This is a genomic window from Herminiimonas contaminans (assembly GCF_015645465.1).
Classification (GTDB): domain Bacteria; phylum Pseudomonadota; class Gammaproteobacteria; order Burkholderiales; family Burkholderiaceae_D; genus Oxalicibacterium; species Oxalicibacterium contaminans.
Window position 1 is genome coordinate 376,135 of record NZ_JADOEL010000001.1, and the last position, 15,373, is coordinate 391,507.

Consider the following 15,373-nt stretch of genomic DNA (forward strand, 5'->3'; position numbering starts at 1 on the left):
ATGGCACTCGCGACTCAATGTCCCCACTGCCAGACGACGTTCCGCGTCGCGCATGATCAATTGAAGTTGCGCGCAGGCCTGGTGCGCTGCGGCTACTGCAAGGAAATCTTTAACGGCATAGAGAATCTGTTGCCGTCTGAAGATGCCGCAGCATCCACACCAGCACCCGCGACACCTGCTGCGCCCGCCGTCGTCGAAACCCCATCTGTTCCTGCAACTCCGGTAGCACCCGTCTCTGAAGTAGATATGGATAACAGCGCTGACACAAGCAGCGCATCCGCACCGGATACCGCAGAAACCGAGACAGACGAAGCCGCAATCGAAGACCAAGCAGTAGAAGAAGAACCGGAAGTAGCAAAAGCACCGGCCGCCAGCAAGATAGATTTCGAGATCCCGGCCGGTTTTGAACGTGATGCGGATGTCTATGTACCTGATCCCGATTACGAAGCAAACAAACCCGAAGACCCGCTGCAGCGTATGACCTTGCTGGATTTCACCCGTGAACTCCCGGATGAAATCAATGCCGAAAACACCGCGTCCACCTACGACCCGAACGAGCTGGACCAGGCGATCAATGACTTGCAACGCAAACCCTGGCGCGGTAGCCGCAAATCGGCGAAAGCAGCGACCGAAGACGCACTGGATGAAGTCGATGCAGATGACGAGCCCGACTTCCTGAAACGAGGCAGGCGCAAACAACGCCTGAGCCGCAAGTTGCGCATTTTCCTCAGCATCAGTTGCTTCATTTTGCTGATCGCGGCCCTGCTGCAGGGCACCTATATATTCCGCAATCAAATCGCTGGCTGGTTCCCGCAAGCCAAACCGGCGTTGATCAACGCCTGTGAATTACTGGGTTGCCGCATCGACCTGCCTGCCCAGATCGACCAGGTATCGATAGAATCCAGCGAACTGCAAACGCTCGCCAATGACAAAGATACGTTTGTACTCACTACGCTGCTACGCAACTACAGCAGTACGTATCAGGAGTGGCCGCACATAGAATTGACGCTCAACGACACCAATGAAAAAGCCTTGTTGCGACGCGTCTTCACACCGGCTGACTATCTCAACAATAGCGAGGATGTGCGCATAGGCTTTAGCGCCAACAGCGAGCGCAGCGTCAAACTATCGTTTGAACTATCGCAGCTGAAAGCATCCGGCTACCGCGTCTACCTGTTCTACCCCTGAACTCCTGCCATTGAACACCGTGCCGCAAAGCAGCGGCCCAGTGTATGATTGCGACCAATTTCTTATCTCTGGCCTATTCCATACTAAATATGAAATCCTTAATTTGCGGTTCCGTTGCATTCGATACGATCATGTCCTTTGAAGGCCGTTTCTCCGAAGCCTTGCTGGCCGACCAATTGCACAAAATCAATGTGTCCTTCCTGGTTCCGAGCATACGCCGCGAATTCGGTGGTTGCGCCGGTAACATCGCGTACAACCTGAAATTGCTGGGCGGCGATCCGCTCATCATGGCAACCATAGGCCAGGATGGCGCGTCCTATCGTGACCGCCTCGAGCAATTGCAGATTTCGCAGCAATGCTTGAAAACCATAGATAACTCCTATACCGGCCAGGCCTTCATCACGACAGATGCTGGCGGTAACCAGATCAATGCGTTCCACCCGGGCGCAATGAGCTACTCCCATTACAACAAGGTGGCAGACGCTGGCCAGGTCGCCATCGCCATCGTCGCACCAGATGGCCGCGACGGCATGTTGCAGCACGCACAGCACTGTGCCGACCTGAATATCCCGCTGATCTTCGATCCGGGCCAGGGCTTGCCTATGTTTAATGGTGATGAGCTGAAGAACTTCATCGACCTGGCAACCTATGTTGCAGTCAATGATTACGAAGCAGAATTGCTGACTGAGCGTACCGGCTTGTCACTGAAACAGATCGCAGAGCGCGTTTCGGCCCTGGTCGTCACCCGCGGCGAACAAGGCGCAGAGATATTCACCGGCAACGAACATCTGAATATCCCATGCGTTAAGGCGGAACGGGTACTCGACCCGACCGGTTGCGGCGATGCATTCCGTGCCGGTATGTTGTTTGGTTTGACCAACAATATGGATTGGGCGACGACCGGACGTTTGTCCAGTCTGATGGGCTCCATCAAGATTGCACACCAGGGCCCACAAAACCACGTATTGTCGCGTACAGAGATCGACGATCGCTTCCAGCAAGCTTTCGGCTATCGTCTGTAAGAAGGAAGTACTGCGGATCCGGCTCGGTGGCCGGACCGCATATTCATTACAGTAGCGCTGCCACCACGGTAGTGACCAACTGTATCGCTATGCGCAGCAGGATCAGCGCAACCAGCGGCGATAAATCCACCGAGCCTATCAAAGGCACTACCCGGCGCAAAGGCCGCATCAGCGGATCATTCAAGGCACGGACGAACGGTGCCAGCGGCGCACGCGGATTCACCCAGCTAAAGATCACTTCGATCAGGATCAGGCCGATCAGGCCATATAAAGCCCACTGCACGACGCGCAGCAAGGACAGGAGCAACAGCGTTTGCGCGCTAAAGCCACCCCGCAACAACAGGTCAACAGCTGTTGCCACCAACGCCACCAGGAAGGCAGCAATCACACTGGCCCAATCGTAACCACCGGCACCCGGTAATACTCGGCGCAACGGGCGTACCAGCCAGTCTGTCAGTTGATAGGTAAATTGTGCCAGTTCCATCGGTGGACGCACGCGCACAGCCTGCATCCAGAATCTGAGCAGCAAGGCACCGGCCAGCACGATGGCGACCGTATCGATAATCAGCGTAAAGATGCTATCCAGCACGGAGACTCCTTAAAAAAAAACCGCTGTGCGACCAAAGCCACACAGCGGGATTGTGCCTGAATTTAATCAGGCGCATCCAAGCGAACCTGGATTTACGGACGTGTGCCCGTTGGAAACGGCCATGCTGCTGCCGGATTCAACACCGTCTTAACTGCAGGCGCTGCTACTGCTGCTGGCTTAGCGGCAGGCTTTTTAGGCGCTGCTTTTTTAGCTGCAGGTTTTTTAGCAACTGCTTTTTTAGCAGCAGGCTTAGCTGCTGGCTTTTTTGCGGCTGCCTTTTTAGCTGCTGGCTTTTTAGCTACAGCTTTTTTAGCTACGGCTTTTTTAGCAACTGCTTTTTTAGCAGCAGGCTTTTTAGCTGCTGCTTTTTTGGCCGCTGGCTTTTTCTTAGCTACGACTTTCTTAGCAACTGCTTTTTTAGCTACTGGCTTTTTAGCTGCTGCTTTTTTAGCCACTGGCTTTTTCTTAGCAACGACTTTTTTCGCTACAGCTTTTTTAGCTACGGCTTTTTTAGCTACGGCTTTTTTCGCTACTGGCTTTTTAGCTGCTGCTTTTTTAGCCACTGGCTTTTTAGCTACAGCTTTCTTAGCTACGGCTTTTTTCGCTACTGGCTTTTTAGCTGCTGCTTTTTTAGCCACTGGCTTTTTAGCTGCTGCTTTTTTAGCTACTGGTTTTTTTGCTGCAGCTGGTTTTTTAGCTGCTGCTTTCTTTGCAGCTGGTTTCTTAGCTGCTGGTTTTTTTGCTGCTGTTGCCATTTTGTTTCTCCTTCACGTGATGGAAAAAATCAAGCTTCTAGGTTTGAAACTCTCCCGCACCATCGCGATGGTTTGGGCGAATTATTCATCGGCACAAGCGTGCTTGTTGCTTGCGCTAATGAATTCGGCTCCAGCTGAACTGCTGCATCCCCTCACTTATGCAGCACTTCAGCCTTGCTTGGCTATGCGTCCAACGTAGCGGAGCTACCGCTATAGCCAAAAAAAACGCCAGCGCACACGCCGGCATTGGAATACTGTTTCAGAAAAAACAAACCTTTTTTAAAGAAAAAAACCGCCGCACCTGACTGAATCAAGTGTTGCGGTTTGAGCAGATGAGATCGTATAGGTCTTCTACTGTTCATTAAATTTGGTTGTTGCCTTTCCTGTTTTACGCAGTCTTTGTAATTCCTGCTTGAGCGACTGCATCTTTGGAACTACTCTTTTGCTGCTTGTTTCGCGTTGCTCAGGCAACGCGATTTTTAATTATTTATTCCCAGTTGAGCGCGCCACCAGTTTGGTATTCGATGACACGTGTCTCAAAAAAGTTGCGCTCTTTTTTCAGATCGATCATTTCGCTCATCCATGGGAATGGATTTTCTTCTTGTTCAAACATCGGTTCCAAACCGATTTGTTGTGCGCGGCGATTTGCAATGAATCTCAAATAGCCTTTGAACATCGGTGCGTTAAGACCAAGCACTCCACGCGGCATTGTATCCTCTGCGTAACGATATTCCAACTCTACTGCGCGTAAAAACAACGTTTTAATCTCTTCGCGGAATTGCGGCGTCCACAAATGCGGATTTTCGAGCTTGATCGTGTTGATCAAATCGATGCCGAAGTTGCAGTGCATCGACTCATCACGCAGGATGTATTGATACTGCTCTGCAGCACCCATCATCTTGTTTTGACGACCGAGCGCGAGGATTTGTGCGAAGCCGACATAGAAGAAAAGACCTTCCATCAGGCAGGCAAACACGATGAGCGAGCGCAGCAATTTTTGATCATTCTCAATCGTGCCGGTCTTGAATTCAGGATCGGTCAGCGTCTCGATGAATGGGATCAGGAACTGATCCTTGTCGCGGATCGACTCGACTTCATTGTAAGCATTGAAGATTTCGCCTTCGTCCAGGCCCAGCGATTCAACGATGTATTGATAAGCGTGAGTGTGGATCGCTTCTTCAAATGCCTGGCGCAGCAAGTACTGGCGGCATTCCGGAGCGGTAATGTGGCGGTAGGTACCGAGCACGATGTTGTTGGCAGCCAGAGAATCGGCGGTAACGAAGAAGCCGAGGTTACGCTTGACCAGACGACGCTCGTCTTCGGTCAGGCCATTCGGGTTTTTCCACAGTTCAATATCACGCTGCATATTGATCTCTTGCGGCATCCAGTGGTTAGCGCAACCGGCCAGATATTTATCCCATGCCCATTTATATTTGAACGGAACCAGTTGGTTAACGTCTGTTTGCCCGTTGATGACGCGCTTGTCGGCGGCGTCCATACGGCGGGTCGGGTCGACTGCAGCAGCGTTTTTCGCTACCAGTGCAGGATCCAGTGCCACATCCTGTTGCGCCTGCGCGCGTGGTGCGGCTGCTTCACGCACTGGTTGCAACGCTGGTTGCGCGCCAGGCGCAGGTGCTGCCGGAGTTACTTCTTCATCCCAACTTAGCATGACTTATTTCCTTATTCGTATTCTGCTGGTGTCGTTACACCGTCGTTGCAGAACAAAAGCTCATAGTCCTTTGTCTGCTTTCTTTACATCTAGTTCAATCTCGCGCTGGCCAGCCGGTTTAATCCCGCCCTGCCAGCGCTTGGCTACCGCTTATTGGCAAGCTTCGCATTCCTCGAATCCTGCATCACCAGGACGCAACATGCAAGCAGGACCGTCTGTTTCTGCCGCTGCTTGTGGTGCTGCCGATGGAGCGCCCGAATCCACTGCATTCAACGCGCCGGTTTTGGACGTCGATTTCTCGGTATGCGTTGCACCCATGGTACGCAGGTAGTAAGTGGTTTTCAGGCCACGCAACCATGCCAGTTTGTAGGTGTCGTCCAGTTTCTTGCCGGATGCGCCAGCCATGTAGATATTCAGGGATTGCGCCTGATCGATCCATTTTTGACGACGCGATGCCGCTTCAACCAGCCATTTCGGCTCAACTTCAAACGCCGTTGCGTAGATGTCGCGCAAGTCTTGCGGAATGCGGTCGATCTTGGCCAGGCTGCCGTCGAAGTATTTGAGATCGGAAATCATGACTTCATCCCACAAGCCACGTGCTTTCAAATCACGTACCAGGTATTCATTGATCTCGGTGAACTCACCCGACAGGTTCGATTTAACGTACAGGTTCTGGTAAGTCGGTTCGATACATGCCGAAACGCCGATGATGTTCGAAATGGTTGCGGTTGGTGCAATCGCCACGCAGTTCGAGTTACGCATACCGTATTGTTTGATGCGTTCACGCAACGGTGCCCAGTCCAGGGTTTCTGTCAGGTCGGCTTCCAGATAGCCGCCGCGCTCTTCCTGCAGCAGCTTCAGCGAGTCTTGCGGCAGGATGCCACGATCCCACAGCGAACCACGGTAGGAGCTGTAACGACCACGTTCTTCGGCCAGTTCGGTCGATGCGTAGTAAGCGTAGTAGCAGACGGCTTCCATTGAGCGGTCAGCAAACTGTACTGCTTCATCCGAAGCGTAAGGAATGCGCATCATGTGCAGGCAATCCTGGAAACCCATGATACCGAGGCCGACCGGACGGTGGCGCAGGTTGGAATCACGTGCTTTCTTGACTGCGTAGTAGTTGATGTCGATCACGTTATCCAGCATGCGCATCGCGGTACGTACCGTTTTTTGCAGCTTGACGTGGTCCAGCTGGCCGTCTTTCATGTGGGCCGGCATATTGACCGAACCCAGGTTGCAGACTGCGATTTCCGAATCGTTGGTGTTCAGTGTGATCTCGGTGCACAGGTTCGAGCTGTGAACCACGCCCACGTGTTGCTGTGGCGAACGGATGTTGCAAGGATCTTTGAATGTGATCCATGGGTGGCCGGTTTCGAACAGCATGGACAGCATTTTGCGCCACAGGTCCAGTGCCTGAATTTTCTTGAACAGTTTCAGTTCGCCGCGCGCTGCCTTGGCTTCGTAGCCGGTGTAAGCCGCTTCGAACGCTTTGCCGACTTTGTCGTGCAGGTCTGGTGCATCGGATGGCGAGAACAGGGTCCATTCGCCTTTTTCCATGACGCGTTTCATGAACAGGTCAGGAATCCAGTTAGCGGTATTCATGTCATGCGTACGACGACGGTCATCGCCGGTGTTTTTACGCAGGTCGAGGAATTCCTCGATGTCCATGTGCCAGGTTTCCAGGTATGCGCAGACTGCGCCTTTGCGTTTGCCGCCCTGGTTAACCGCAACTGCGGTGTCGTTGACGACTTTCAGGAATGGAACCACGCCTTGCGAACGGCCGTTGGTGCCTTTGATATGTGCGCCCAGCGAACGGACCGGAGTCCAGTCGTTGCCCAGGCCGCCGGCATACTTAGCCAGCAATGCATTTTCCTTGATCGCTTCGTAGATGCCGTCGAGGTCATCAGCAACGGTGGTCAGATAGCACGACGACAATTGCGAACGTTGGGTACCGGAGTTGAACAGGGTTGGTGTCGAGCTCATGAAGTCGAAGCTGGACAGCAGGTTGTAGAACTCGATAGCGCGTTCTTCGCGGTTGATTTCGTTCAGTGCCAGGCCCATCGCTACACGCATGTAGAACGCTTGCGGCATTTCAATACGGGTATCGCGGATGTGCAGGAAGTAACGGTCGTACAGGGTTTGCAGGCCGAGGTAGCCGAACTGCAGATCGCGCTCAGGAACCAGTGCGTCGCCCAGTTTCTTCAGATCGAACTGGCCGAGTTTGGAGTCCAGCAATTCTGCTTCGATACCTTTTTTGATGAATTTCGGGAAGTATTCGATGTACTGCGCAGGCGCGTCAGCTTGTGCCACTTCCTGGCCAAATACTTCTTTACGAATGGTGTGCATCAGCAAACGTGCGGTTACGGTGCTGTATGCAGGGTCTTTTTCCATCAGCGCGCGGGCAGCCAGGATGGCAGACTTGTGCAATTCTTCAACCGGTACGCCGTCGTACAGGTTTTTAACTGTTTCGTGCAGGATCGCTTCAGCATCAACGTGTTTTTCCAGACCCAGGCAAGCTGCATTGATCAGGTCACGCACTTGATTCATGTCCAGCGGACGACGCTGACCGTCTTCGGTCACGTGCAATTGGTGTGCTTCTTCGACTGGTTTGGCGGCTTGCTGCTGCGCACGCTCTTCCATACGTTTGGCGCGGTATAGAACGTAAGCGCGCGCGACATCGTGTTCACCCGAACGCATCAGCGCCAGTTCAACCTGGTCCTGGATGTCTTCGATGTGGAAGGTGCCACCGGCAGGCTGACGACGGACCAGAGCATTGACGACGTTCGAAGTCAGTTGTTCTACCAGTTCGCGCACACGCGCCGATGCCGCACCCTGGCCACCGTTAACTGCCAAAAATGCTTTGGTTACTGCGATGGAAATCTTCGATGGCTCAAAACCAACAACTGCGCCATTACGACGAATAATGCGATGTTCGCCCAGACCAGCGGTCTGTGTATTGGAGGTCGACGGTGCAGTCGCGAGGGACGCGATATTGCCAATTTCTGTCGGTGACTTGGCTGAAATTTCTTGCGTAGAGAGCATTACGACTCCTTCAATAGGGATTGGGGGCAATATTGCCGTACTTTTTTTAAGAGAGAAAACCGGCTACTGCCGGTTTCGCGAAATTGTTTTGTCTCGATGACAGCTGCAGAACCAGGTTCAAATGAAAACCAAAGCCGCAGCCAGAAACACAGCTAGCTGTGTTGAATGCCCGTGCCAACATCGTTCTATTTATATATGGCATCTGCCCAGAGCCCTTACATCATATGAATTAACAAATTGCTTGAAGGTGCATCTACCTGAACAAACTTAAGGCGGGACCGAAAACTTACTACATCTAGTGTGAAAATCACGATCTGCACTAATTCTAGTGCGCGAGACGCGAGGATGCAATCAATTTTTCAGCAGTTTCAGATATATTTTTTTATAAGAATATATGGGATTGCATAGCTGCATTTTTTACATTACGCGGAAAGCCAAATCTGGTGCGGGCTCACCTGTATTTGCCTGTTTTTGCTGCAGGCGATAACGTGCCTGATACTCTGCCCAATCGAAAAAAGGTCCCGGATCCGTTTTGCGACCAGGCGCGATATCTTCATGTCCGGTCACATGCATCAGCGGGTAAGCCACCTTCAGTGCTGCCGTCAACGCCGCCAACGCGCTGTACTGCGCATCCGCAAAAGCAGCAAAGTCGGTACCTTCCAATTCGATCCCGATCGAAAAATCGTTGCACCGCTCCTGTCCGCAAAAGGACGAAACCCCGGCATGCCAGGCCCGGTCATGCGCGGAAACAAATTGCATCACCGCACCATCACGCCGGATCAGGAAGTGTGCAGAAACACGCAAAGGCCGCAGCTGATCAAAATACGGGTCGGCATCATAATCCAATTTGTTCAGGAACAGGTCAGCAATATACGGTCCGCCAAACTGCGACGGCGGCAAGCTGATGTTATGTATCACCAGTAATGCAATTTCTGTTCCTTCTGCCCGTGCGTCAAAATTGGGCGAAGGCAGGTGCTCTGCCCCGATAGCCCAACCCGCGGCGTCGATCCGGAACTGCGTTGATGGCTGGCCCAAAGTCTTATTCCGGTGCATTGATGTCGAGCCGCTGCATCCGATAACGCAACTGGCGGAAGCTGATGCCGAGCAATTCGGCGGCCTGGGTACGGTTGAACTGGGTTTTGCTCAAGGCACGGCGGATGATTTCACGCTCGACGTCATCCAGGTGATCCGGCAAGGAACCGGGTATATCGTTAATGGCTGTCAACGCCGGGGCGTCCTGCACCACCACTTTAGACTCGGCCAGCGCTGCGACTGATTGCTCTGCTTCCGCTACCGCAACCGTCTTGGGCGTATATGCGGCCTTCAGCACCAGGTCGCCTACTTCGATCACGCCGTCATTGGCAAAGGCCAGCGCACGTTCCAGTATGTTTTCCAGTTCACGCACATTGCCGGGGAAGGAATAATCCAGCAAGGCATCCAGTGCCGCCGGAGCCAGGCTGACCGGCTCGGTATCCAGACGCGTCAGGATGGCTTGCGCCAGCAAGGCAATATCGTCGAGGCGTTCGCGCAAAGGCGGCAAATTCAATTCAATGACATTCAGGCGGTAATACAAATCCTGGCGGAAGGTACCGCGTCCCACGCAATCAAGCAGGTTTTGATGAGTCGCACTAATAATACGTACATCGACCGGCTCTTCCACCGTCGCCCCGACTTTGCGCACACGACGCTCCTGAATTGCGCGCAGCAGCTTGACCTGCATCGCCAGCGGCAGGTCGGCCACCTCATCCAGCAGCAAGGTGCCGCCGTTCGCCGCCTGGAAGAAACCATCACGGTCATCAACCGCACCGGTAAACGCACCTTTACGGTAACCAAAGAACTCCGCTTCCATCAGCGCTTCCGGGATGGCGCCGCAGTTAACGGCTACAAACGGTTTGTCGCTGCGACCACTCTGTGCATGAATATCGCGGGCCGCCAATTCCTTGCCGCTGCCGGACTCACCACTGATGGCAACCGGTGCCATGCTGCGCGCCAGGCGGGCAATCTGTGCCCGCAGTGCCTGCATCGCTGCCGACTGCCCCATTAGACGCAAGGCTGGTGTGACTGCCACTTTGACGCTAGGCTGCTCATCGAACTGGCTGATACGCAAGGCGGAACGCACCATGACGCGCAATTGCTCCAGCCCGACCGGTTTCGACAAATAATCAAAAGCACCGGCTTTCAAAGCCACCACCGCATTGTCAGCACTACCGAAAGCGGTAATCACAGCGACCGGGGTGTTTTTATATTGCGCAGTAATTTCCTGCACCAGCTCTATGCCCAGGCCATCCGGCAAGCGCATATCGGTCAAGACCAGCGCATATTCATGTTGCTTCAGATAATCGCGCGCAGTAGCCAGGTCGGATGCGCTGTCGATATCCAAACCCATTTTGACGAGTGTAATTTCCAGCAACTCGCGCAGGTCCGCCTCATCATCGACGATAAGAATACGAGGAGATGTCATGGTGCGCAGTGTGTAGGGTTGAAGGACATTTAAACAGCTTCGTTAGTGGCAAAAGTAATCACAAACCGACCTGAGGGCTTACCCGACTCCTCATCCGTCCGGCACTCATAGTTCAGCATCGCGCCATTATTCAGGCACAGCTCGCGCGCCAGATACAGACCGAGGCCGGTACCCTTGTTGGAGGTCGTATAAAACGGCTCGAACAGATGAGCACGTACCGCAGGCGTGATCTGCGCGCCGTCATCCTGTACGTGCAACTCCAGCCGATGGCCGGGCGTCGCTACTATATATATACGTATACTGGCGGCGGCTCCACTGGCGTAGCGTAACGCATTTGTCAGCAAGTTCAAGACGATTTCGCGCAAATGCAACGGATCGAAACGGACTTTATACGGCTTCATGTCAGACACTGTGATCATGCCATCCTTGATCTCGTGCAGCTCATTTAATTCGTTCAGCAAGTCTTCGAACAGCAGATCCAGGCTTAGCGGCTCGTGGTACTGGTGTGCCTTGCGCGACAGCTTCAGGATGTCTTCTATCATCCGGTTCAGGCGTGCCACGTTGTCGCTGATAATGGCGAGCAGGCGCTGCTGGCCGGAGCTGAGCTCATCTTCTTTCAGCAAAGAAGTCGCATGGCCTATCGCCGACAAGGGATTGCGCACCTCATGCGCAATGCTGGCGGTGAGCCGCCCCATGGACGCCAGCTTCAATTGCTGCGCCTGGTTTTCAATCTCGCTGACATCCTGCAGGAAAATCACGACCCGGTCTTCCTGCACGCCATCGGCATCGACCCGGGCAAAGCGCAGTTTCAAATGCGTCATCAATTCACGACGTCCACCCATGATGGTACTACCGCCTTGCAAGGTGTTTTCTTCCGTGTGTTTGATGAATACAAAAGTCGGAGTCTGCTGCAATGTGTTGGGCTGCGTCGGTGCGCGCAAGCCGGAACGTGCGCCCCAGGCGGAATAAGCGGCAGCGATCGGTGCCAGCCACACCATATCGGACAACCTGCCGTAGTCACCTACGTGTGGAAAAGTCAGGCCGAGCATACGTGCTGCTGCCGGATTGCTGGTAAGTACGCGACCTTTACGATCCACCACCAAAATGCCATCCTCCATATCGGCGATCACCAAACGATTGATTGCCTGTTGCACATGCAAGGCGCGACCACGGCCGCGTGCCAGCGTTTCCTGTTTGATCAGGCGCGCCGCCAGCCGGTTAATGGCAAAGATGATGATGAAAAACGCTGCGCCATACAAACCGACTTGCGAAGACGAAATGTCGGCGTTGTCATTCAATAATTGATAGCCGTTTTCTGCCAGCAGGACCAGCGTCGCCGCAGAAACGAAGAAGAGCGCCAGCACCAGTGGCGTCAGAATCGCACCACCAGCCAGCGGGAATAAATAGAGGATGGCGAGACCGCTCTTGAGACCGCCCGCGGTCAGGTACAGCATGGAGATGGCGACGATATCTACCGATACCTGCACCACGACCTGCAACAGGAAGCGACGGCGCCAGTACAGTGACAACAAGACAAACAGCAAACCCAGCACCAGGTACACCACGCAGGCGCCCCAGAAATTTTCCTTATGCAGCCACAGCTTGGATGAGCCCATGCCGAAGTAACCGAACAAAACTGCGGCAATCAGGGTGCGCGTCAGCGCAAAAGCCTGCAAAGTACGCCAGAAGGTATCCCGCGTATCCGCTGCCACCGGTTTGGTATTCACCATGTATCAGCGCGCCAGATGCTGACGGCGATGTTCATCGCTGCAAAAGGCCAGGCTGGAAGTCCCCAACACCGCCTCGGATGCGGGGAAATGGGTGCCGCAATGGGCACAGCTGAGCATAGTCTCGGTCTCGCCGGTCGCGGCTGGCGGGCGAGTTTGCGCTTTTGGCGGCTCAGCCTTGTTCGACTTTTTGCTGCGCAGTATCCAGATCACTGCGACGATTACACCAGCCCATAACAACAACTTCATGCCAGGCTCCGGTGCAGGATTACTTCAAATACAAAACGGCTGCCGACATACGCCAGGAACAGGGTAGTAAACCCCGTCAGTGTAAAACTAAGCGCAGTCTTGCCACGCCAGCCGCGCCATCTGCGTCCGGCCAGCAAGACACCGAACAAAATCCACGACAGCATCGTGAAGATGGTTTTATGTTCCCATTTAAATGCCTTGCCGAATAACTCTTCGGAAAACACCACGCCCGACAATACCGTCAGCGTCAACAGGAAGAAACCGATGCCGATCAGGCGGAACAGCAATTTCTCCATCGTCAGCAATGCTGGTAACCGGTCGATCGCCAGCGCAAACCAGCCGGTCTTTTGTACACTCAGACGGGTATGCAGCTTGGATTCCTGCAACGCCATCAGCACTGCGTGAAAGGCCGCGATGGTCAGCGTGCTGTAAGCCAGCATCGCAATCGCAATATGCCAGGGAAATAGTGCCGACTTGCCATCCAGCGGGATCAGGCTGCCGGGGAACACCGTGGGCAGCAATACGCCGATGGCCGCGCTGGGCAAAACCAGAACACGTAAACCATCGAGACTGAAATTGCGATTTTCCAGCCAGTAAATCGCGACCGAAATCCACAAGGCACCGGACAACATGATGGCAAATCCCATCCGCAAGACACCATGCCCGATCACATCAACCCACAGCGCAGCCCCGTGCAGCAGCCAGCCGATCAGGGTGCCGGTAGAGATTGCCGTGTGCTGTTTCGACGGCAGGAATGCGCAAGCTGCGTAGAACAATGCAGCCAAGACAAAGAAGTATGTGTACATCGCTTAAGTTTACACCATGTAAGGCCAGCACCCCGGTCGGCAGGACCAGCGGCGCGCCGCTTTTGCAGCTCACTGGCAGCAGCTTTGTGTCTGCCGTGAAATTGCTCCCGTGACATTACCACTAGCCGGACACAAACGCGCGTACTAGATGCGTTTGCGCGATAAAAATTTGCCAGGCCAGGGCCGACCCAAGCAGGCGTCTATATATAGATAGCAGGCCAGCAACTATCTCAGGCCAGGCGGCGCATCCGCCAGCGCATCGGTTAAAATGAGACTTTCGCCATACTGTGCCGCAAGCCGCTTTAGCGCTGTCGCCCTTGGCATCACCGTTTAGTCAGACTCACACCAGCCACTATCCATGCTCGACAATCTCACCCAACGCTTAGCCAAAGCCGTCAAAACCATGCGCGGAGAAGCGCGCCTGACGGAAACCAATACTGCAGAAATGCTGCGCGAAGTCCGTCTGGCCCTGCTCGAAGCCGACGTTGCCTTGCCCGCCGTGCGCGAATTCATCAGCCGCGTCAAAGAAAAAGCGATGGGCGAAGATGTAGTGGGCTCGCTCACACCTGGCCAGGCACTGGTCGGTGTCGTACAGCGCGAACTGGCTGCCATCATGGGCGGCGATCTCGGTCCGGAAGCATCACAACTGAATTTTGCCACCCAGCCGCCCGCCATTATCCTGATGGCCGGTCTGCAAGGTGCAGGTAAAACCACCACCGTCGGTAAGCTGGCCAAATACCTGCGCGAGCAAAAGAAGAAAAAAGTCCTGACCGTTTCCGCCGACGTCTACCGTCCGGCCGCTATCGGCCAGCTGGAAACCGTCACCGCACAAGTCGGTGCTGACTTCTTCCCGTCGCAGCCGACTGACAAGCCGGTCGACATCGCACTGGCCGCACTGGACTATGCGAAACGCCATTATCACGACGTACTGATCATCGATACCGCCGGTCGCCTCGGCATAGACGAAGCGATGATGCAGGAAATCAAAGCCCTGCATGGTGCCGTCAAACCGATAGAGACCCTGTTCGTGGTCGACGCGATGCTGGGTCAGGATGCAATCAATACGGCCAAAGCCTTTAGCGATGCACTGCCACTGACCGGTATCGTGCTGACCAAACTGGATGGTGATTCACGCGGCGGTGCCGCACTTTCGGTACGCCACATCACCGGCAAACCGATCAAATTCGCTGGTGTCGCAGAAAAACTCGATGGCCTGGAAGCGTTCGATCCGGCTCGTATGGCCGACCGTATCCTCGGTATGGGCGACATCCTGGCGCTGGTGGAAGAAGCCCGCAAAGGCGTCGACATGGAAGCGGCGCAAGGCCTGGCCAATAAAATCAAGGTCGGCGGCAAGTTCGATTTGAACGACTTCAAATCGCAACTGGCGCAAATGAAGAAAATGGGCGGCATGTCCAACCTGATGGATAAACTGCCAGCGCAACTGCAGCAAGCCGCCGCTGGCGCGAATATGGGCATGGCTGACAAACAGGTGGTCCGCATGGAAGGCATCATCAATTCGATGACGCCGCAAGAACGTGCCAAACCAGAGCTGATCAAGGCTTCGCGCAAACGCCGTATCGCTACCGGCGCAGGCGTCCAGGTGCAGGAAGTCAACCGCATGCTGGCGCAATTCGATCAAATGCAGACCATGATGAAGAAGCTCAAAGGCGGCAATATGATGAAAATGATGCGCGGCATGAAGGGTATGCTACCCGGCATGCGCTGATTTTTCCCGCCATTTAGACAAAAAGCCCGGCTCGCAAGACCGGGCTTTTTCTTATTCTGCCACCGCTACATCCCGACCTTTTTACTGATCCGCACAAAAAAGGGAGGAATGCGGTGCCGTCTTTCCGATTCGCTGCGAT

12 protein-coding genes are annotated in these 15,373 nt (G+C 54.1%); 3 read left to right on the forward strand and 9 right to left on the reverse strand.

Going from position 1 to position 15,373, the window contains the following annotated elements:
- Complete coding sequence (locus tag IXC47_RS01675; RefSeq protein ID WP_195874516.1) at window positions 1-1,188, forward strand: DUF3426 domain-containing protein; 1,188 nt, start codon at window positions 1-3, stop codon at window positions 1,186-1,188.
- Between the two features lie 89 nt (window positions 1,189-1,277).
- Window positions 1,278-2,210: a carbohydrate kinase family protein gene (locus IXC47_RS01680; protein ID WP_175624965.1), complete on the forward strand. Its 933-nt coding sequence runs from the start codon at window positions 1,278-1,280 to the stop codon at window positions 2,208-2,210.
- Between the two features lie 46 nt (window positions 2,211-2,256).
- Here the strand turns inward: IXC47_RS01680 and IXC47_RS01685 are convergent, their stop codons facing one another.
- The 9 genes from IXC47_RS01685 to IXC47_RS01725 all read right to left on the reverse strand — a co-directional run bounded on the left by IXC47_RS01685 (window position 2,257) and on the right by IXC47_RS01725 (window position 13,508).
- Window positions 2,257-2,799: a YggT family protein gene (locus tag IXC47_RS01685; RefSeq protein ID WP_175624964.1), complete on the reverse strand. Its 543-nt coding sequence runs from the start codon at window positions 2,797-2,799 to the stop codon at window positions 2,257-2,259.
- 92 nt (window positions 2,800-2,891) lie between these two features.
- Window positions 2,892-3,554 carry a histone H1-like DNA-binding protein gene (locus tag IXC47_RS01690; protein WP_195874517.1) on the reverse strand — a complete coding sequence of 221 codons (663 nt, stop codon included), beginning with the start codon at window positions 3,552-3,554 and terminating at the stop codon, window positions 2,892-2,894.
- Between the two features lie 487 nt (window positions 3,555-4,041).
- Window positions 4,042-5,223, reverse strand: coding sequence for a ribonucleotide-diphosphate reductase subunit beta (locus IXC47_RS01695; RefSeq protein WP_175624962.1), 1,182 nt, complete (start codon window positions 5,221-5,223; stop codon window positions 4,042-4,044).
- A gap of 150 nt (window positions 5,224-5,373) precedes the next feature.
- Window positions 5,374-8,265, reverse strand: coding sequence for a ribonucleoside-diphosphate reductase subunit alpha (locus IXC47_RS01700; RefSeq protein WP_175624961.1), 2,892 nt, complete (start codon window positions 8,263-8,265; stop codon window positions 5,374-5,376).
- Between the two features lie 417 nt (window positions 8,266-8,682).
- Entirely contained in the window at window positions 8,683-9,318 is a 636-nt protein-coding gene (gene ampD / locus IXC47_RS01705) for a 1,6-anhydro-N-acetylmuramyl-L-alanine amidase AmpD (protein ID WP_175624960.1), read from the reverse strand.
- A complete protein-coding gene (locus IXC47_RS01710; protein ID WP_175624959.1) occupies window positions 9,305-10,726 on the reverse strand; it encodes a sigma-54-dependent transcriptional regulator in 1,422 nt (473 codons plus the stop codon). The genes ampD and IXC47_RS01710 overlap by 14 nt, the downstream gene beginning before the upstream one ends.
- A 29-nt stretch (window positions 10,727-10,755) precedes the next feature.
- Window positions 10,756-12,456, reverse strand: a complete 1,701-nt coding sequence (locus IXC47_RS01715; RefSeq protein ID WP_195874518.1) for a sensor histidine kinase — start codon at window positions 12,454-12,456, stop codon at window positions 10,756-10,758.
- Between the two features lie 3 nt (window positions 12,457-12,459).
- A complete protein-coding gene (locus tag IXC47_RS01720) occupies window positions 12,460-12,702 on the reverse strand; it encodes a PP0621 family protein (protein WP_175624957.1) in 243 nt (80 codons plus the stop codon).
- Complete coding sequence (locus IXC47_RS01725) at window positions 12,699-13,508, reverse strand: cytochrome C assembly family protein (RefSeq protein WP_175624956.1); 810 nt, start codon at window positions 13,506-13,508, stop codon at window positions 12,699-12,701. The genes IXC47_RS01720 and IXC47_RS01725 overlap by 4 nt, the downstream gene beginning before the upstream one ends.
- 358 nt (window positions 13,509-13,866) lie before the next feature.
- On the opposite strand from IXC47_RS01725, the gene ffh reads away from it, so the two are divergent.
- The gene (ffh, locus tag IXC47_RS01730; RefSeq protein WP_175624955.1) at window positions 13,867-15,234 is read left to right on the forward strand and encodes a signal recognition particle protein; all 1,368 of its coding nucleotides are present in this window, start codon (window positions 13,867-13,869) and stop codon (window positions 15,232-15,234) included.
- The last annotated feature ends 139 nt before the right edge of the window (window positions 15,235-15,373 follow it).

Bases quoted from the DNA above. Each gene is read 5' to 3' on its own strand.
- IXC47_RS01675 (WP_195874516.1), top strand. From the start codon at position 1: ATGGCACTCGCGACTCAATGTCCCCACTGCCAGACGACGTTCCGCGTC.
- IXC47_RS01680 (WP_175624965.1), top strand. From the start codon at position 1,278: ATGAAATCCTTAATTTGCGGTTCCGTTGCATTCGATACGATCATGTCC.
- IXC47_RS01690 (WP_195874517.1), bottom strand. From the start codon at position 3,554: ATGGCAACAGCAGCAAAAAAACCAGCAGCTAAGAAACCAGCTGCAAAG.
- IXC47_RS01695 (WP_175624962.1), bottom strand. From the start codon at position 5,223: ATGCTAAGTTGGGATGAAGAAGTAACTCCGGCAGCACCTGCGCCTGGC.
- IXC47_RS01700 (WP_175624961.1), bottom strand. From the start codon at position 8,265: ATGCTCTCTACGCAAGAAATTTCAGCCAAGTCACCGACAGAAATTGGC.
- ampD (WP_175624960.1), bottom strand. From the start codon at position 9,318: ATGCACCGGAATAAGACTTTGGGCCAGCCATCAACGCAGTTCCGGATC.
- IXC47_RS01710 (WP_175624959.1), bottom strand. From the start codon at position 10,726: ATGACATCTCCTCGTATTCTTATCGTCGATGATGAGGCGGACCTGCGC.
- IXC47_RS01715 (WP_195874518.1), bottom strand. From the start codon at position 12,456: ATGGTGAATACCAAACCGGTGGCAGCGGATACGCGGGATACCTTCTGG.
- IXC47_RS01720 (WP_175624957.1), bottom strand. From the start codon at position 12,702: ATGAAGTTGTTGTTATGGGCTGGTGTAATCGTCGCAGTGATCTGGATA.
- IXC47_RS01725 (WP_175624956.1), bottom strand. From the start codon at position 13,508: ATGTACACATACTTCTTTGTCTTGGCTGCATTGTTCTACGCAGCTTGC.
- ffh (WP_175624955.1), top strand. From the start codon at position 13,867: ATGCTCGACAATCTCACCCAACGCTTAGCCAAAGCCGTCAAAACCATG.